Source organism: Brevundimonas sp. TWP3-1-2b1 (assembly GCF_049896165.1).
In the GTDB taxonomy this organism is placed as follows: Bacteria; Pseudomonadota; Alphaproteobacteria; order Caulobacterales; family Caulobacteraceae; genus Brevundimonas; species Brevundimonas subvibrioides_B.
In genome coordinates, this window is the sequence record NZ_JAFCTT010000008.1 from 66,314 (window position 1) to 81,988 (window position 15,675).

Here is a 15,675-nt window from a genome sequence, read left to right on the forward strand (position 1 = left end):
CCATGACCCGTCCTTCCCTGATCGTGCTCGCCTCGGCGGTCCTGCTGGCCGCCCCGCTGGCGGCCTGCGGCGGCGCCGCCGGTTCCGGACCGGTGCCCCTGACGCCGACCTCGCGCTTCGCCTTGCAGGTCGAGCCGGGCATCGACCGTGTGGCTTTCGCCGTGCACGAGACGGGCCTGTCGGAAAACCAGACCCTGGCCCTGGGCGACATGGTTAATCGTTTCGCCGTCGAAGGCGCGCCGATGCTGACGGTCGAGGCGCCATCGGGTGACGACCCCGTCTCGTCGGACGTCGCCTGGCGGATCAAGGGCGCCCTCGAAGCGCAGGGCGTGCCGCCCTACCAGGTCCGGGTCGTGACCTATCTCGCGCCCGATCCCCGCGCCCCGGTGCTGGTCGGGTTCGACACCGTCCGGGCCGCCGTGCCCCAGTGCGGGACCAGCTGGACCAATCTCGGCCGCACCGGCGCCAACGCCGGCTACGCCAACTTCGGTTGCGCCGTGAACGCCAACCTCGCCGCCCAGATCGCCGATCCCCGGGACATCATTTCGCCGCGCGCCATCCAGCCGGGCAGCGCAGCACGCCGCGCGGTCGTCTTCGACAAATACCGGCTGGGTGAGCCGACGGCGGCGACGCGCGAACCGATGATCGAGAACCAGCGCATCTCGAATGCGGTGGACTGACGCGACATGACCAATGCCTCCGCCTCCCGCCCTCTTGACGACCTCGACGACGAGTTCGACGCCGATCTCGACTTCATGCCGGCCGCCGCGCCGTCGCCGGACGCCGACATCAATCCGCGCGAGCCGTTGCAATTCACCGCTCCGGCCGGCGCTCCGCCGCCTGCAGGGGCGGTCGTGGCACATCCCGGCCTGCCGATGGCTTCGGGACCCGGCCCCGCGCCGGGCTACAACCCGGTCGGCGAACTGGTGGCCGGCGCCTCCGCCGCCTTCGCGCCCCAGCTCTCCGGGCTGCAGAACGAGGTCACGGTTCCGCGCATCGCCATCCACGTCTTCGCCGAGCGTCAGGACACCCTCGCCGCCGCAGAGCGCGCGGGTCAGGACCGGCGCATGTCCCGCGCCACGACCCAGATCCGCGTCGGCGGCATCCCGGGCGCCCTGGACGCCTATTCGCACGAGCCGACGCCGCCGCTGATCATCGTCGAATGCCTCGAGGACCCGCAGGCCCTGCTTTGGCAGGTTGATCGCCTGGCCGAGGTCTGCGACGCCGGCACCAAGGTCGTGGTGATCGGCGCGACCAACGACATCATCCTGTTCCGCGAGCTGATGAAACGCGGCGTCAGCGAATATCTGGTCGCCCCGATCCAGCCGCTTGAGCTCATCGCCGCGATCGGCGGACTTTTCTCCGACCCGGCCCAGCCGTTCGTCGGCCGCTCGATCGCCTTCGTCGGCGCACGAGGCGGGGCGGGGGCCTCCTCGGTCGCGCACAACACCGCCTATGCGATGTCGGAGCGGATCGGCGCCAACACCGTCATCGTCGACTACGACCTGCCGTTCGGCACGGCGGGCCTCGACTTCAACCAGGACCCGCTGTCGGGCGTAGCTGACGCCTTGGGCCAGCCCGACCGGCTTGATGCCGTCCTGCTGGACCGGATGATGGTCCGCTGCACCGACAAGCTGTCTCTGTTCGCGGCGCCCGCGACCCTGGACACGGACTGGGACATCTCGCCCGACGCCTTCGAGGAAGTCACCGCCCAGATCCGCGGCACCGCGCCCTTCGTGGTCCTGGACCTGCCGCACATCTGGACCGGCTGGATGCGCAAGACCCTGATCTCGGCCGATGAGGTCGTGGTCGTGGCGACGCCGGATCTGGCCAGCCTGCGCAACGCCAAGAACATAATCGACCTGATCCGTTCGGGTCGTCCGAACGACGCGCCGCCCCGGCTGGTGCTGAATCAGGTCGGCGTGCCGGGTCGCCCGGAAATCCCGGCCAAGGACTTCGGCGCGGCCCTCGGCATCCATCCCAGCCTGTCGATTCCGTTCGACGCCAAGCTGTTCGGCATGGCGGCCAACAATGGTCAGATGATTCTCGACGCGGGGGCCAGGTCCAAGGCGGCCGAGGCCTTCCAGACCCTGGCCCAGATCGTCTCGCGCCGCGAACTGCCGATGATCGCCGGGCCCGGCAAGGCGCCGAAAGGCGAACAGAAGTCGATGTTCTCCGGTCTGTTCAAGAAGAAGACCTGACGGGTGTTCGGAAAGCGCACATCCCAGCCCGGCGGCGTGGCGACCCAGCCCCGGGCCGCGCCTGCGCCCGCGCCCCAACCGGCCGAGGCGTTCGATGACGCCTTGCCGACCCAACCGGCCCAGGGCCAGCAGACCCAGGCCTTTGCCTATTCCGCCGAGGCCCCGCCGGCCGAGACCGGGTTCGCCCACACCTCCGGACGTGCGGCGTCCGCCCCGCCGTCGCCTGCCGCCGATCGTCTTGATGCGCTCGCCGCGCGACCCAGGCCGGCCGCTGCGCCGCCGCCGAACGCCGGACCCGGCCCCAAGGCGACCCCCGGCTTCGAACAGCTGAAAAAGGCCCAGGCGGTCGCCGAGATCGTCCGCGAGCAGAGCGACTATTACCACGCCACGAAGACGACGATCTTCAACGCGCTGATGAACACGATCGACCTGGCCCAGCTGGCGCAGCTGGACACCAAGGCCGCGTCCGAAGAGATCCGCGACATCGTCGCCGAACTGGTGGCGATCAAGAACGTCTCCATGTCGGTCGCCGAGCAGGAGCATCTGGTCCAGGACATCGTCAACGACGTCCTGGGTTACGGCCCGCTGGAGCCGCTGCTGGGCCGCGACGACATCGCCGACATCATGGTCAACGGCGCGGGCCGGGTGTTCATCGAGGTCAACGGCAAGGTCCAGCTGACCAATGTCCGCTTCCGCGACAACACCCAACTGATGAACATCTGCCAGCGGATCGTGAGCCAGGTCGGCCGCCGCGTGGACGAGAGCTCCCCGATCTGCGACGCCCGCCTCCCGGACGGCAGCCGCGTCAACGTCATCGCCCCGCCGCTGGCCATCGACGGCCCGACCCTGACGATCCGGAAGTTCAAAAAAGACAAGCTGACGATGAAGAACCTGGTGGAGTACGCCTCCATCAGCCCGGAAGGGGCCCGCGTCCTGGGCGTCATCGGCGCCTGCCGCTGCAACATCGTCATCTCGGGCGGTACGGGTTCGGGCAAGACCACCCTGCTCAACACCCTGACCGCCTTCATCGACCCGACAGAGCGGGTCATCACCTGCGAGGACGCCGCCGAGCTGCAGCTGCAGCAGCCGCACGTCGTCCGTCTGGAAACCCGCCCGCCCAACCTTGAGGGTCAGGGCACGATCACCATGCGGGATCTGGTCAAGAACTGCCTGCGGATGCGTCCCGAGCGGATCATCGTCGGCGAGGTCCGCGGACCGGAAGCCTTTGACCTGCTGCAGGCGATGAACACCGGCCACGACGGCTCCATGGGCACGCTGCACGCCAACAGCCCGCGCGAAGCCATCAGCCGGATGGAATCGATGATCACCATGGGCGGCTACGGCCTGCCGTCCAAGACGATCCGCGAGATGATCGTCGGCTCGGTCGACGTAATCATCCAGGCCGCGCGCCTCAGGGACGGCTCGCGCCGCATCACCCACATCACCGAGGTGGTGGGGCTGGAAGGCGACGTGATCGTGACCCAGGACCTGTTCGTCTACGAGATCACCGGCGAGGACGAGAACGGCAAGATCGTCGGCCGTCACCGTTCGACCGGCATCGCCCGCCCCCGCTTCTGGGACCGCGCCCGCTACTACGGCCTGGAGCGCGAGCTGGCCGAAGCGCTCGACGCGGCGGAGTAGGCGAGATGCTGCCGATCCTCGCCGCCGTCCTCGCCTTCATCACCATCGGCGGCCTGGGCTGGGCCTTCGTCGGTGGCGACGATTCCAGCGGCCAGGCCCTGAAGCGCGCTGAAGGATTCACCTCTCCCTCGGCGCGCAACGCACGCGCCAAGGCCGCGAAGGCGGAGGCCAATACGCCCGAAGCCCGGCGGAAGGCCATCGAGCTTCAACTCAAGGAGGCCGACCGCCAGGAGCGCAAGGCCCGTATGACGATGGCGGCCAAGCTGAAACATGCCGGCATGGCCATGACGATCAGGACCTTCACGATCATCAGCATCGCCGCCGGGGTCATCGTCTTCCTGCTGGCGCTGCTGTTCGGGCCGAACGTCTTCGTCGCCCTGGGCGCGGGCCTGGTCGCCGGTCTGGGCCTGCCGCGCTGGGTCGTCGGCTTCATCGGCAAGAGCCGGATGAAGAAGTTCGCAGCCGAATTCCCCAACGCCGTCGACGTTATCGTGCGCGGCATCAAGACCGGCCTGCCGGTGCACGACTGTTTCAAGATCATCGCCAGGGAGAGCCCCGCGCCGCTCGGTCCCGAGTTCCAGAAGCTGGTCGAGGGACTGGGCGTCGGCCTGACCCTGGCCCAGGCCCTGGACCGGATGTACGAGCGGATGCCGACCCCGGAGCTGAAGTTCTTCGCCATCGTCATCGCCATCCAGCAGAAGACCGGCGGCAATCTGGCCGAGGCGCTGGGAAACCTTTCGACCGTGCTGCGTGCGCGCCGGATGATGGGCGAAAAGATCAAGGCCCTGTCGTCCGAGGCAGTGGCCTCGGCCGGCATCATCGGCTCCATGCCGCCCGTGGTCATGATCCTCGTGTCGATCACGACCCCCAGCTACATGCTGCTGATGTTCACCGACTTCCGCGGCCAGATCATGCTGCTGTGCGGCGCCACCTGGATGGCGATCGGCATCTTCGTGATGAAGCGCATGATCTCGTTCAAGTTCTAGGAGGGCGAGATGGAATCCATCATGCGCGCCATCGTCGAGCCGGTGAACCTGATCAGCCTGGCGGTGGCCGTGCTGGTCTTCGCCACCATCCTGACCCTGCTGGGCGGAATGGGCAGCGGCGTGGCCCTGGAAAGTCGGATGAAGGCGGTCGCCGTCCGTCGCGACGAACTGAAGCGCCGCTCGCGCCAGGCCATTGCAGCCGGCGGCGGCGGTCTTCGCCACACGGACGACGGCTTCAAGAAGACGGTCGTCGACCGGCTGAACCTGACCAAGATGCTGGAGGACCCCAAGGTCGTCGAGCAGATGGCCCAGGCCGGCTTCCGGGGCCCCCGGCCGCTGACGACCTTCTACTTCTTCCGGTTCGCCTCGCCCTTCGTCGGCTTCCTGCTGGCTGGGGTCTACATCTTCTTCATCAACGACTTCGGCCAGCCGTTGATGGTCAAGGTGGCGATCGTGATGGCGGGCGCCATGGCCGGGTTCTACGCCCCGAACATGTTCCTCCAGAACGTGATCGCCAAGCGCAAGACGTCGATCATGCAGGCCTTTCCCGACGCGCTCGACCTGATGCTGATCTGCGTCGAGGCGGGGATGTCGATCGAGTCCGCGATCGTGAAGGTGGCCCAGGAGATCGGCACCACCTCCATAGCCCTGGCCGAGGAACTCAGCCTTCTGTCCGCCGAGCTCAGCTACCTGCCGGAGCGGCGCATGGCCTATGAGGGCCTGGCCAAACGGACCAACCATCCGGGCGTCCGCGCCGTCGCCACCGCCATGGTCCAGGCCGAACAGTACGGCACGCCCCTGGGGTCAGCGCTGCGGACCATGGCCAAGGAGAACCGCGATCTGCGCCTGTCGGCGGCGGAGAAGAAGGCTGCGGCCCTGCCGGCCCAGCTGACCGTGCCGATGATCCTGTTCTTCCTGCCGGTGCTGTTCACCGTCATCCTGGGTCCTGCCATCATCAAGATCCAGGACACCATGGCCTCGAATGCAGCCAGGGACGTGCCCCGCGCCGAGCAGAGCGCGGAGAAGTAGGGCCGCCTACAGGCTGTCGACCTTCAGCTTCAATGCCTCGCCGATGGCTTCGCAGGCGGTGCGGATCGTCTTCTTGTGCTTGTCGTGGAAGCCTTCGCCGCGGAAGCCGGAGAAGATGAAGCCGTTGGCGATGATGCAGCTGCCGGGCTCGAGCTCCTCGATCTCGTAGTAGCGGACCACATTGAACAGCCAGCCGCGCTTCTCGGTCCAGACCAGCTGGGCGTTCGGCTGCCAGTCGGCGACGCGACCGGTGACCTGACGCTCCGGCTGGCCTTCGATGCGTTCCGTCAGCTTGATCACGCCGCCGAAGGCGATGGTTCCGCTGACGCCTGTCTCGATCGGGTTCCACTGGTCCCAGCCCGGCAGGTCGGCGATGACCTCCCAGATCCTGTCGGAAGGGGCGCGGACGCCGACGCGTTTCTCGATCTTGAAGTTCATGGTCGTGATTTCGCAAGCCTCCCGCCCGGACGCAAGGCTAACGGTTGCCCTCAGGCCCCGGCTGTGAGGCGGGGGGCGCATCGGGCGCAGGATTGTCTTCGACGCCCGGGGTGGGGTCGTAGCGCAGCACCGGGCTGAGGTAGGCCAGGGCGACGCCCGCCGCCAGCAAGGCTGCGTTGGCCGCGAACGGCGCCCACTCGACCAGCTCGTACAGGGCTACCCCGACGACCGGCGGCACCAGGAAACTGAGCCCCGCCAGCGACATCATCAGCCCGGCGATGGCCCCCTGCTCGTGCGGCCCCACCGCGATCGAGGCGCCCGCCGTGAAGCCCGGCCGGGCGAAACCAACGCCCATCGACACCACGGCATAGCCGACGACGACGCCGAAATAGGCCGGGGCCGCGATCGTCATCAGGTTGCCGACCAGGGCCAGGATCGCCCCCCAGCGCATCAGCTGGAGCGGCTGCATCTTGAGCAGGGGGATCAGTCCCCATTGCACCATCAGGGTGGCCAGGGCGCCGGCGAACATGGCCAGACCGATGAAGGGCTGGGCCTGGCGCGCCTCCATTCCGGTGGCCGCGAACTCGTCGATGATGTGAAAACCCAGGACCGAGATGTTGACCGCCTGGGCCCCCGTGATGAACAGGCCGAACAGCAGGAAGTCGCGCACGCGCGGGTCGCGCCACAGGCCCCTGGCGGCGTCGCCGCGTCGCCCGCTGGGCGAGGGGGTGCGGATCACCTCGCCGCTCGGGAGCTTGAACCAGACGACCAGCAGCACGACCAGGCCGACGAGGGCGTAGACGTACATCGGTCCCGCCAGCCCCACGAGCGGCAGGATGAAGAAGGGCGACAGCACCGGCCCGATCACCGTGCCCAGGCCCTGGGCCGAGGCCAGCAGCGACATGGCCTGGGTCCGTTGTTCCGGGGTGGTGCGGTCGGCGACATAGGCCTGTGAGGCGATGGGGGAGGCGGAGCCGAACACGCCGTAGATGGTCCGCGCCGTCGCCATCAGGATGAAGGCGACGCCGGCGCCCAGCCAGCCCTCGATGCCGGAGGTCGCCGCCAGACCGAAGCCGGTCATCGAGACGACGAAGCCTGTCAGGCCGATCAGGATGACCTTCTTGCGCCCGATACTGTCCGACCAGCGCGCCCAGAACGGCGAGGTCAACGTCCACATCAGGGCCGAGATGGCGAAGGCGCCGGCGACCAGGGTGTCGGCCAGATGGAACTCGCGTCCGATCGCCGGCAGCACCGACTGCAGCCCCATGTTCCCCGCCGTCGCGATCAGGCTGACGGCGAACAGGATCATGAAGGCGGGAGAGCGGGGGGACATGAAGTCTTGTCTGGATCCGTGTTCGGAGGAGGGGGCCGCGACTCTGAAAATAGAGTCTACGGAGTCGACAGAGTCTACATCGAAGGCGGGCGGCGGGACGGCCGTGCGAAAAGTCGGGAAAGTGTCGCACGGTTTTCAGAGGCGCCTGAAATAAACCTGTAAATTTCGTTGCGATGCTGAAATCGTTGAGAGATTCCGGGCGTGCGTTGATGGGTGTCGTGTCGAAGGTCGGCGATCCCGTCCGAATGCCGCGAGACATCGGGCGACGAATTCGCCACCGTGCAGGGGAACGGGAGACGGGCATGGCCACCCTCCATATCGAACGGATCATCGAGGCGTCGGCGGACTTCGTCTGGGATCGGCTGCGCGATTTCGGGGCGCTGCACACCCGGGTCGCGCCGGGTTTCATCCTGGACACGGTGGTCGATGGGGACATCCGCACCGTCACCTTCGGCGGCGGCCTGGTCATGCGCGAGCGGCTGATCGCCATCGACGACGAGCATCGCCGCATCGTCTATTCGATCCTCGCTGATCTGTTCGAACACCACAGCGCCTCGAACGCCGTCGTGCCCGAAGGCGAGGACCGGTGCCGGTTCGTCTGGGTGGTGGATTTCCTGCCGGACGACCCGATGGACCGCATCGAAGGCATGATGAACGCGGGCGCCGACGCGATCAAAGCCGCGATGGAGAATGCGGCGGGGTGAGTTTCCCTCTCCCTCTGGGAGAGGGTTGGCTAGACGATCGTCAGCGTCGGCTTCAATCGTCGCCCGTCGTCGAGCCCCAGCCGCGCCTTGACCTCGAACAGGTCGGCGCCGACCGGGACGATCAGCAGGGCCTTGGGCTCAGCCGCGTTGACGCAGACGACCGCATTCTTCGGACAGACGTCGAAACAGGCCGTCTCGATCACGGCCAGCTCCGCCTTGCGACCCTTGCCGTCGCCGGGCTTCAGATACTTTTTCAGCGCCTTCTTCAGGCTCTTGTCGCCGTGCGGGCCGAAGCCGCCGTCGAGCTTCTTCTGGCATTTCTTGCAGACCAGGACGACGTCGCGCCATTTCGTCCTGGAGATCTTGATGGCCATGACCTGATGTCGGTCACCGAGCGCCGTGTTGCAAGGCGCTTGCGTCCAGCGGCCGGGCGCCGCCATCATCCCCGGACCTTTCCCGGAGCTTGCATGATCCGCATCGCCGCTATTGCCGCCGCCCTGACCCTCGTCGCGGCTCCCGCATTCGCTCAAGTGGTGCCCGCCGCCGACATCGCGACGGCAGCCCAGGGGATCGAGGCCGAGGTGATTGCCTGGCGCCGCGACCTCCATGCCCATCCGGAACTCGGCCTGGCCGAGACCCGCACCGCCGCCTTCGTCGCCGAACACCTGCGCGAGATGGGGATCGAGGTGCGCGAGGGCGTGGGACGCACCGGCGTCGTCGGCGTCCTGCGCGGGACCGGATCCGGGCCGCAGCACGTCGTGGCCCTGCGCGCCGACATGGATGCCCTGCCGGTGCTGGAAGCGACGGGTCTTCCGTTCGCCTCGACCGCGACGGGGACCTATCAGGGCCAGACTGTGCCGGTGGCCCACGCCTGCGGTCACGACGCCCACATCGCCATGCTGCTGGGCGCCGCGCGCGTGCTGAGCGGGATGAAAGACCGGTTCGCGGGGACCGTCGTCTTCATCTTCCAGCCGGCGGAGGAGGGGGTTCCTCCGGGAGAGCCGCTGGGCGGCGCCCGGCTGATGATCCAGGACGGGGCTCTGGAGAACCCGAAGGTCGAGGCCATCTTCGGCCTGCATGTCGTGCCGGGCCGGGCGGGGACGGTCTTCTATCGACCGCAGGGCTTTATGGCCGCGTCGGACCGGGTCGACATCACCCTGCATGGGCGTCAGACCCACGGCGCCTGGCCGTGGCGCGGCGTCGACGTCATCGCCGTGGCGGGACAGGTGATCCAGACGGTGAACACCCTGACGGCCCGGACCATCGATCCGACGACCACGCCGACCGTCTTCACCATCGCCACGATCCAGGCGGGCGTCCGCTACAACATCATTCCGGACGAGGCGGTGATGTCGGGTACGCTGCGCACCTTCGACGTGGCCCAGCGCGACGATCTGGTGAAGCGGGCCGAGGCCGCCATCGACCACGTCGCCGAAGCCTATGGCGCGACCGCCGACTTCTCGATCCGCCAGAACGCCGCCCTGGTGTTCAACAACGAAGAGCTGTCCGCCTGGCTGGCCCCGGTCCTGACCGAGGTCGCGGGCGCGGGCAACGTCAACCCGGCCGCGCCGCCGACGACGGTGGCAGAGGACTTCTCGTATTTCCAGAACGAGGTCCCGGGCGTCTTCTATCACCTTGGCGGGACCGCCGACGGCGTCGATCCGGCGACGGCCGCGCCGAACCACTCGCCCCGGTTCGACGTCAACGAGGATGTGCTGGTGCTCGGTGTGAAGACCCATGCCCTCTCGGCCCTGCGCTTCCTGGAACGGGAATAGGGTCAACGGCGCGTTCGCCACCTTCGTGCACAATCGTTCAACGAACCGGGCGCAACCTCCGTGGGTCACGCCGGAGAGCGACCATGAGGATCCTGAACTTCCATCTTCCCGCCATCGAGCCGATGCCTCGACGCCAGCTCTGGCGAGAGACCGGCTTCTTCCTCGCCTCCTTCCTCGCGACGATGGGTGGAGCGGTGGTGATGATGAATCACGCGGCTGCGGTCCTCGCCTGAAGCTTGACCTGCGGCGCAGGGGCGGCGAGGGGAGGCCGATGACCTCCTCCGATACCGAACTGGAACGCTTCAAGGCCGCGCGCGACACGGCGATCCATCGCCTGAACCTGATCCAGCAGGGCGCGCAGATTCTCTATGAGGACGGCACGCCCGTTGATATGGCGTCGGAAAAGGCGCGACTTGAGGCTTTGGTCGCCGACATGGACCGCCGTATCGCCCGATTGGCGCTGATGGCTGCGACGCCGACCGGGCCGCTGAACTAGCCGGCCAGAACCGCCTTGATGACCCTGCGATAGGTCGCGGTCAGGGCGTCGAGCTCGGCGACCGGAACCCGCTCGTCGACCTGATGCATGGTCTGGCCGACGAGGCCCAGCTCAAGGACCGGACACAGGACGCGGATGAAACGGGCGTCCGACGTGCCGCCCGTGGTGGAGGCCTCCGGGCGCACGCCGGTCGAGGCCTCCACCGCGTCCTGCACCGCCGTCACGAACGGGCCGTGCGGCGTCAGAAAGGCGTCGCCGGAGCACATGTGTTCCAGCGTGATCTGTAGCCCGGTCTCGGCCTGCACCCGGCCCGCCTCGCGGTTCAGCCAGTCGATCAGGCCGTCACCAGTCTGGGCCGGGTTGAAGCGGATATTGAGCCGCGCGCGGGCCTCGGCCGGGATGACGTTCGTCGCCGGATTGGCGATGTCGATGGTGGTGATCTCCAGGTTCGACGGCTGGAAGGCTTCGTAGCCCGTGTCGAGCACATGGGCGTCGAGCGCGGCCAGCAGGCGCAGCAGCACGGGCGCGGGATTGGCGGCCCGGGCGGGATAGGCGACGTGGCCCTGTTTGCCGTGGACGGTGATCCAGGTGTTCAGCGAGCCGCGCCGGCCGATCTTGATCATGTCGCCCAGCTGCTGCTGCGACGACGGTTCGCCGACGACGCAGGCGTCGATGACCTCGCCCTCGGCCATCAGGGTTTCGACCACCCGCTTGGTGCCGTGCAGCGCGGGGCCCTCTTCGTCGCCGGTGATGAGGAAGGAGAGGGAGCCTGCCGGTTCGCCCTCGGCCAGCACCTGCGACACGGCGGCGACCCAGGCGGCGATGCCGCCCTTCATGTCCACGGCGCCCCGGCCGTAGAGGATGCCATCCCTGACCTCGGCCTCGAACGGGCCGGACGACCAGGCGGCGGCCTCGCCGGTCGGGACGACGTCGGTGTGGCCGGCGAAGCAGAGGTTCGGCGAGGCGGTCCCGCGCCGGGCGTAGAGGTTCTCGATCCGCGCCTCCCTGCCCTCGCCGCCCGGCCCCTCGAAGGCCATGCGGCGGCAGGTGAAGCCGAGGTCGGTGAGGACGCGCTGAAGGGTGTCCATGGCGCCCGCGTCAGCGGGCGTGACGGACGGTCTTCGGATCAGATCGCGGGTCAGTTCGACAGGATCGATGACAGGAGTTGATGCTGCGCCCATACGGCTATGCTTTAGGGAGATCGCGTCCAGCCGGAAAGGGGACCGCCATGCCGAAGATCGACCTCGATGCCGCACCGACCGGGCATGGGACCACCTATCCCGAGGAGCACGCCGAACACTGCAAGCCGCGCCGTCGCTGGAAGCTTGGCGATGCGGCCGGGCTGGATCAGTTCGGGGTCAACCTGCTGCGTCTTCCGGCCGGGGCCTGGTCGTCGCAGCGCCACTGGCATGCGACCGAGGACGAGTTCGTCTGGGTCCTGTCGGGCGAGGTGGTCCTGATCGAGGAGGACGGCGAGACGGTGCTGAAGGCCGGCGACTGTGCGGGCTTCAAGGCGGGCGTGCCGAACGGCCACAAGATCGAGAACCGATCGGGCGCCGAGGCGGTTCTGCTGGAAGTCGGGACGCGCGCCCCCGGCGGCGACGGGGCCGACTATCCCGACATCGACATGGTCCTGCCCCTGGGCGCGGACCGCTATTACCACCGAGACGGAACGCCTTACCCGAAACATGACCGACGCACCTGAGGCGCCTGAGCCGATCACCAAGCCCAACGCCGAAGCTGCGCTGGCCGCCCACGGGACCAATCCCTGGGACATCAACGATTTCCGCCTGATCTGGCTGGGTCGGGTCGCGGCCGTTCTGGCGATCCAGATCCAGTCCTCGGCCCTGTTGTGGCAGGTCTATGAGATCGCGCGCCGCGACCATCCGATCGAACAGGCCAGCCTCTATCTCGGCCTCGTCGGACTGGCGCAGTTCATCCCCTTGCTGCTGTTGACCTTGCCGGCCGGCGAGATGGCGGATCGGCGGGATCGCCGGCGCACCGTGATCTGGTCGATCCTGGCCGAGGCGACGTGCGCCCTGTCCTTCCTGGCCATGGCCATCCACGGGCATCCGCCGCTGTGGGGTCTGCTGGCGGTCGCCGTCGGCTTCGGCGCCTCGCGCGCCTTCCTCGCCCCGGCCAGCCAGGCCTATCTGCCGATGGTGGTCGGGCGCGCCGCCCTGCCGCGCGCCATCGCGGCCCAGTCGATCGCCTTCCAGACCGGAGCCATCGCGGGGCCGGCGCTGGGCGGGGTCATCGTCGGCGTCAATGTGCCCCTGGCCTACGGCGTGTCGCTGGCCCTGTTCGGTATCGGCCTGACCTGTTTCCTGATCATCCGGACCAGCGGCAGGCCCGCGCCGATGGAGGCCGTCGGCAGCCGTTGGGAGGCGGTCAAGGACGGGCTGAAATACGTCTGGGACACGAAGATCGTGCTCGGCGCGATCTCGCTCGATCTGATCGTGGTTCTGTTCGCGGGTGTGGCCCTGCTGACGCCGATCTTCGCCCGCGACATCCTGCATGTCGGACCGGAAGGGTTCGGCCTGCTGAGGGCCTCGTTCGGCGGCGGGGCCTTCCTGATGGCCCTGGTCCTGGCCCGCTATCCGATCCCGGGACGCGGCGGCATGCTGATGTTCGCCTCGGTCGCCGTGTTCGGCGTCTGCACCATCGTCTTCGGCCTGTCGAAGGTCGTCTGGATCTCGGCGGCGGCCCTGTTCATCGGAGGCATGGCCGACATGATCAGCGTCAACATCCGCCAGACCCTGATCCAGCTGTCGACCCCCGATCACATGCGCGGGCGGGTGTCCTCGGTGTCGATGCTGTTCATCGGCGCGTCCAATGAGCTCGGCGAGGCCTATTCAGGCGTCATGGTGCGGTTCCTCGGGCCGATCGGGGCTGCCGTCTTCGGCGGGGTCGGAGCGCTGGCGGCGACGGGCGTGTGGGCGAAACTGTTCCCGGGGCTGAGGAAGGCCGACAGGCTGGTTTGAGCTCGATCGTCTCCCTCCCCCTCGGGGGAGGGTGGTCGCAGCGCAGCGGAGACCGGGTGGGGGCGGCGAGGCAATACCTGTCGACGGTGTCCGCGTCGCCGGCCCTTCCCACCCCGTCGCTACGCGACGACCCTCCCCCGAGGGGGAGGGAGAGGGCTGGGTCTCACCCCCAGGCCCTGAAGTGCTTGCTCAGCTTCAGCCCCTGCCGCTGGTAGTGGCTGCCGCCCTCGCCGTAGAGGCGTGACGGGCGTTCGGTCAGGGGTTCGTAGACCAAGCGGGCGACGATCTGGCCGTGTTCCAGCAGGAAGGGGGTGTCGTGGGTGCGGACCTCCAGCACGCCCTTCGAGCCCGCGCCGTGCGCCTCGTCGGTGCCGAAGCCGGGGTCGAAGAAGCCGGCGTAGTGGACGCGGAACTCGCCGACGCTGGGGTCGATCGGGGTCATCTCGGCGGCCTGCATGACCGGGATCTCGACAGCCTCGTTCGAGGCCAGGATGTAGAACTCGCCCGGGTCCAGCAGCAGTTCGCCGCGACGGAGCGTCAGCGGCTCCCAGAAATCCTTCGGGTCGTGGCCGTCGATCTTGTCGAGATCGACGACGCCGGCGTGACGACGGCCGCGGAAGCCGACGATGTCGCCGGTCTGCAGATCGACGCCGACGCTGCGGGTCTCCAGCTTCGGCGGCTCCCCGGCCTTCAGGCGTAGCTGGTTCAGCCGGGTGCCGGGCCGCACCAGGATGGAGAAGGTCTGGGGCGCGATCTCCAGATAGAGCGGTCCTTCGTAGCCCTCGTCCACATCGTCGAACGAACCGCCGCGATCGGTCAGCAGGCGCACGAAGACATCGACACGGCCGGTCGAGGACTTCGGATTGGCGCGCGCGATCAGGCCCTTGGGCAGGTTCAGCCGCTCCTGAAGTTCGGCGATATAGACGCAGCCCTTTTCCAGCACATAGCCGCCCGACAGGTCGATCGAATGCATCGACACGTCCGCGATTCGGTCGGCCACCAGCCGCTGACCCGGCAGGAAGGAGGCGCGCACGCGCCAGGCGCGGTCGGACAGGCGCAGGTCGAGACTGGCCGGCTGAACCTGGTCGGCGTCCCAGGGCGTCGCCGATCTGATTGCTCCGGCGGCGATCAGGGCCTCGATGGACTGGGCCGGCAGGATGCCCGGCGTGGAGAATTCAAGAGTCATGGAGAACGGCATACACATTGATCTCGCCGGACGCACGTCCGGCTGAGGGCGCTACCGCTCGCCCCCGGTCCGATCTTCGATCGGCCGGAGGGCAGGCTATGCGGTCGCTCGCTGCTTGAGCGCGCTTGAACTGCGGCTTGCGTCGGGCGACGATGGGTCATGCATGAGACCGCACCCTATGTGGCCGAAACCCAGGGCGTCATCGTGCGGGTGCGGCCCAGCTATCTGGCCGGCCAGTCCGATCCGGACGAGCGTCGCTGGGTCTGGGCCTACCAGGTGGAGATCGAGAATCGCGGCCCCGAGGCGGTGCAGTTGATGGCGCGCCGCTGGGTCATCACCGACGCCACGGGTCATGTTGAGACGGTGCGCGGACCGGGGGTGGTCGGCGAACAGCCCCTGATCGCGCCGGGCGACAGCTATTCCTATGCGTCCGGATGCCCGCTCCCGACGCCGTCGGGATCGATGGAGGGGGCCTATACGATGACCGACGCCACCGGCCGGTCGTTCGAGGCCGCCATCCCCGCCTTCAGCCTCGACGTGCCGGGCGGTCGGGTTCTGAACTAGTTGTTCCCGAAACGGGAACATGCTAGGGTGTTCGTATGAACGTGGTGGCGCGTCGCACGCTCGTCGAGTTCTGGACCCGGCATCCTCGGGCGATGGGGCCGCTTTCGGCGTGGTATGACATTGCACGAGCCGCCGAATGGCGGACGCCGCAGGAGGTGCGCGACGACTTCAACACTGTCGATTTCGTCGGTGACAACCGGGTCATTTTCGACATCGGCGGCAACAACTATCGGCTGGTGGTCCGGATTTCATATCCGTTCAAACAGGTGCTGGTGAAGTTTGTCGGAACCCATGCCGAGTATGACCGGATCGATCCGGCGTCGGTCTGAAGAGGAGAG

Annotated in this window: 18 protein-coding genes; 13 read left to right on the top strand and 5 right to left on the bottom strand. The window is 67.9% G+C overall.

Annotation, left to right across the window (positions count from 1 at the left end; all coding sequences use genetic code 11):
• Positions 1–2: 2 nt before the first annotated feature.
• From ACP7AB_RS09430 to ACP7AB_RS09450, 5 genes are read left to right on the top strand one after another with little or no spacing between them, the layout of a single operon-like run.
• Positions 3–680 (top strand): CpaD family pilus assembly protein, encoded by a 678-nt coding sequence (locus tag ACP7AB_RS09430; RefSeq protein ID WP_425991923.1) that lies wholly within the window; start codon positions 3–5, stop codon positions 678–680.
• 6 nt (positions 681–686) lie between these two features.
• Positions 687–2,201 (top strand): AAA family ATPase, encoded by a 1,515-nt coding sequence (locus tag ACP7AB_RS09435; RefSeq protein ID WP_425991921.1) that lies wholly within the window; start codon positions 687–689, stop codon positions 2,199–2,201.
• A gap of 3 nt (positions 2,202–2,204) precedes the next feature.
• Positions 2,205–3,842 carry a CpaF family protein gene (locus ACP7AB_RS09440; RefSeq protein WP_425991919.1) on the top strand — a complete coding sequence of 546 codons (1,638 nt, stop codon included), beginning with the start codon at positions 2,205–2,207 and terminating at the stop codon, positions 3,840–3,842.
• 5 nt (positions 3,843–3,847) lie between these two features.
• Positions 3,848–4,828: a type II secretion system F family protein gene (locus ACP7AB_RS09445; RefSeq protein WP_425991917.1), complete on the top strand. Its 981-nt coding sequence runs from the start codon at positions 3,848–3,850 to the stop codon at positions 4,826–4,828.
• Between the two features lie 9 nt (positions 4,829–4,837).
• The gene (locus tag ACP7AB_RS09450) at positions 4,838–5,857 is read left to right on the top strand and encodes a type II secretion system F family protein (RefSeq protein WP_425991915.1); all 1,020 of its coding nucleotides are present in this window, start codon (positions 4,838–4,840) and stop codon (positions 5,855–5,857) included.
• A 6-nt stretch (positions 5,858–5,863) separates the two neighbouring features.
• Here the strand turns inward: ACP7AB_RS09450 and ACP7AB_RS09455 are convergent, their stop codons facing one another.
• Both ACP7AB_RS09455 and ACP7AB_RS09460 read right to left on the bottom strand, forming a co-directional pair.
• Positions 5,864–6,295, bottom strand: coding sequence for an SRPBCC family protein (locus tag ACP7AB_RS09455; RefSeq protein WP_425991913.1), 432 nt, complete (start codon positions 6,293–6,295; stop codon positions 5,864–5,866).
• A gap of 37 nt (positions 6,296–6,332) precedes the next feature.
• The gene (locus ACP7AB_RS09460; RefSeq protein ID WP_425991911.1) at positions 6,333–7,628 is read right to left on the bottom strand and encodes an MFS transporter; all 1,296 of its coding nucleotides are present in this window, start codon (positions 7,626–7,628) and stop codon (positions 6,333–6,335) included.
• Positions 7,629–7,930: 302 nt separating this feature from the next.
• Between ACP7AB_RS09460 and ACP7AB_RS09465 the strand changes: the two genes are divergently transcribed.
• Positions 7,931–8,332 carry an SRPBCC family protein gene (locus tag ACP7AB_RS09465; protein WP_425991909.1) on the top strand — a complete coding sequence of 134 codons (402 nt, stop codon included), beginning with the start codon at positions 7,931–7,933 and terminating at the stop codon, positions 8,330–8,332.
• A gap of 29 nt (positions 8,333–8,361) precedes the next feature.
• On the opposite strand, the gene ACP7AB_RS09470 is transcribed toward ACP7AB_RS09465, so the two are convergent.
• Positions 8,362–8,706 carry a hypothetical protein gene (locus ACP7AB_RS09470; RefSeq protein WP_425991907.1) on the bottom strand — a complete coding sequence of 115 codons (345 nt, stop codon included), beginning with the start codon at positions 8,704–8,706 and terminating at the stop codon, positions 8,362–8,364.
• A gap of 93 nt (positions 8,707–8,799) precedes the next feature.
• Here ACP7AB_RS09470 and ACP7AB_RS09475 point away from each other — a divergent pair, with 93 nt between their 5' ends.
• From ACP7AB_RS09475 to ACP7AB_RS09485, 3 genes are all read left to right on the top strand, one after another.
• Positions 8,800–10,107 (top strand): amidohydrolase, encoded by a 1,308-nt coding sequence (locus tag ACP7AB_RS09475; protein WP_425991905.1) that lies wholly within the window; start codon positions 8,800–8,802, stop codon positions 10,105–10,107.
• A gap of 83 nt (positions 10,108–10,190) precedes the next feature.
• Complete coding sequence (locus ACP7AB_RS09480) at positions 10,191–10,340, top strand: hypothetical protein (RefSeq protein ID WP_425991903.1); 150 nt, start codon at positions 10,191–10,193, stop codon at positions 10,338–10,340.
• 38 nt (positions 10,341–10,378) lie between these two features.
• Positions 10,379–10,603: a hypothetical protein gene (locus ACP7AB_RS09485; protein ID WP_425991901.1), complete on the top strand. Its 225-nt coding sequence runs from the start codon at positions 10,379–10,381 to the stop codon at positions 10,601–10,603.
• On the opposite strand, the gene dapE is transcribed toward ACP7AB_RS09485, so the two are convergent.
• Positions 10,600–11,784: a succinyl-diaminopimelate desuccinylase gene (gene dapE / locus ACP7AB_RS09490; RefSeq protein ID WP_425991899.1), complete on the bottom strand. Its 1,185-nt coding sequence runs from the start codon at positions 11,782–11,784 to the stop codon at positions 10,600–10,602. The two genes, ACP7AB_RS09485 and dapE, sit on opposite strands and share 4 nt — an antisense overlap.
• Positions 11,785–11,831: 47 nt before the next feature.
• Between dapE and ACP7AB_RS09495 the strand changes: the two genes are divergently transcribed.
• Both ACP7AB_RS09495 and ACP7AB_RS09500 read left to right on the top strand, forming a co-directional pair.
• On the top strand, positions 11,832–12,308 hold the full coding sequence (locus tag ACP7AB_RS09495; protein WP_425991897.1) for a cupin domain-containing protein: 477 nt from the start codon (positions 11,832–11,834) through the stop codon (positions 12,306–12,308).
• Positions 12,292–13,587 (top strand): MFS transporter, encoded by a 1,296-nt coding sequence (locus ACP7AB_RS09500; RefSeq protein ID WP_425991895.1) that lies wholly within the window; start codon positions 12,292–12,294, stop codon positions 13,585–13,587. The genes ACP7AB_RS09495 and ACP7AB_RS09500 overlap by 17 nt, the downstream gene beginning before the upstream one ends.
• A gap of 163 nt (positions 13,588–13,750) precedes the next feature.
• On the opposite strand, the gene ACP7AB_RS09505 is transcribed toward ACP7AB_RS09500, so the two are convergent.
• The gene (locus ACP7AB_RS09505; protein WP_425992045.1) at positions 13,751–14,773 is read right to left on the bottom strand and encodes a 2'-deoxycytidine 5'-triphosphate deaminase; all 1,023 of its coding nucleotides are present in this window, start codon (positions 14,771–14,773) and stop codon (positions 13,751–13,753) included.
• A gap of 159 nt (positions 14,774–14,932) precedes the next feature.
• On the opposite strand from ACP7AB_RS09505, the gene apaG reads away from it, so the two are divergent.
• Both apaG and ACP7AB_RS09515 read left to right on the top strand, forming a co-directional pair.
• The gene (gene apaG / locus ACP7AB_RS09510) at positions 14,933–15,337 is read left to right on the top strand and encodes a Co2+/Mg2+ efflux protein ApaG (protein ID WP_425991893.1); all 405 of its coding nucleotides are present in this window, start codon (positions 14,933–14,935) and stop codon (positions 15,335–15,337) included.
• Between the two features lie 35 nt (positions 15,338–15,372).
• The gene (locus ACP7AB_RS09515; protein ID WP_425991891.1) at positions 15,373–15,666 is read left to right on the top strand and encodes a type II toxin-antitoxin system HigB family toxin; all 294 of its coding nucleotides are present in this window, start codon (positions 15,373–15,375) and stop codon (positions 15,664–15,666) included.
• Positions 15,667–15,675: the final 9 nt, after the last annotated feature.

What these genes read in the sequence shown, in the direction of transcription:
- ACP7AB_RS09505 (WP_425992045.1), bottom strand. Translation starts at nt 14,773, where the DNA reads ATGACTCTTGAATTCTCCACGCCGGGCATCCTGCCGGCCCAGTCCATC.
- dapE (WP_425991899.1), bottom strand. Translation starts at nt 11,784, where the DNA reads ATGGGCGCAGCATCAACTCCTGTCATCGATCCTGTCGAACTGACCCGC.
- ACP7AB_RS09465 (WP_425991909.1), top strand. Translation starts at nt 7,931, where the DNA reads ATGGCCACCCTCCATATCGAACGGATCATCGAGGCGTCGGCGGACTTC.
- ACP7AB_RS09470 (WP_425991907.1), bottom strand. Translation starts at nt 8,706, where the DNA reads ATGGCCATCAAGATCTCCAGGACGAAATGGCGCGACGTCGTCCTGGTC.
- ACP7AB_RS09495 (WP_425991897.1), top strand. Translation starts at nt 11,832, where the DNA reads ATGCCGAAGATCGACCTCGATGCCGCACCGACCGGGCATGGGACCACC.
- ACP7AB_RS09435 (WP_425991921.1), top strand. Translation starts at nt 687, where the DNA reads ATGACCAATGCCTCCGCCTCCCGCCCTCTTGACGACCTCGACGACGAG.
- ACP7AB_RS09515 (WP_425991891.1), top strand. Translation starts at nt 15,373, where the DNA reads ATGAACGTGGTGGCGCGTCGCACGCTCGTCGAGTTCTGGACCCGGCAT.
- ACP7AB_RS09460 (WP_425991911.1), bottom strand. Translation starts at nt 7,628, where the DNA reads ATGTCCCCCCGCTCTCCCGCCTTCATGATCCTGTTCGCCGTCAGCCTG.
- ACP7AB_RS09450 (WP_425991915.1), top strand. Translation starts at nt 4,838, where the DNA reads ATGGAATCCATCATGCGCGCCATCGTCGAGCCGGTGAACCTGATCAGC.
- ACP7AB_RS09480 (WP_425991903.1), top strand. Translation starts at nt 10,191, where the DNA reads ATGAGGATCCTGAACTTCCATCTTCCCGCCATCGAGCCGATGCCTCGA.
- ACP7AB_RS09455 (WP_425991913.1), bottom strand. Translation starts at nt 6,295, where the DNA reads ATGAACTTCAAGATCGAGAAACGCGTCGGCGTCCGCGCCCCTTCCGAC.
- apaG (WP_425991893.1), top strand. Translation starts at nt 14,933, where the DNA reads ATGCATGAGACCGCACCCTATGTGGCCGAAACCCAGGGCGTCATCGTG.
- ACP7AB_RS09445 (WP_425991917.1), top strand. Translation starts at nt 3,848, where the DNA reads ATGCTGCCGATCCTCGCCGCCGTCCTCGCCTTCATCACCATCGGCGGC.
- ACP7AB_RS09430 (WP_425991923.1), top strand. Translation starts at nt 3, where the DNA reads ATGACCCGTCCTTCCCTGATCGTGCTCGCCTCGGCGGTCCTGCTGGCC.
- ACP7AB_RS09485 (WP_425991901.1), top strand. Translation starts at nt 10,379, where the DNA reads ATGACCTCCTCCGATACCGAACTGGAACGCTTCAAGGCCGCGCGCGAC.
- ACP7AB_RS09475 (WP_425991905.1), top strand. Translation starts at nt 8,800, where the DNA reads ATGATCCGCATCGCCGCTATTGCCGCCGCCCTGACCCTCGTCGCGGCT.
- ACP7AB_RS09500 (WP_425991895.1), top strand. Translation starts at nt 12,292, where the DNA reads ATGACCGACGCACCTGAGGCGCCTGAGCCGATCACCAAGCCCAACGCC.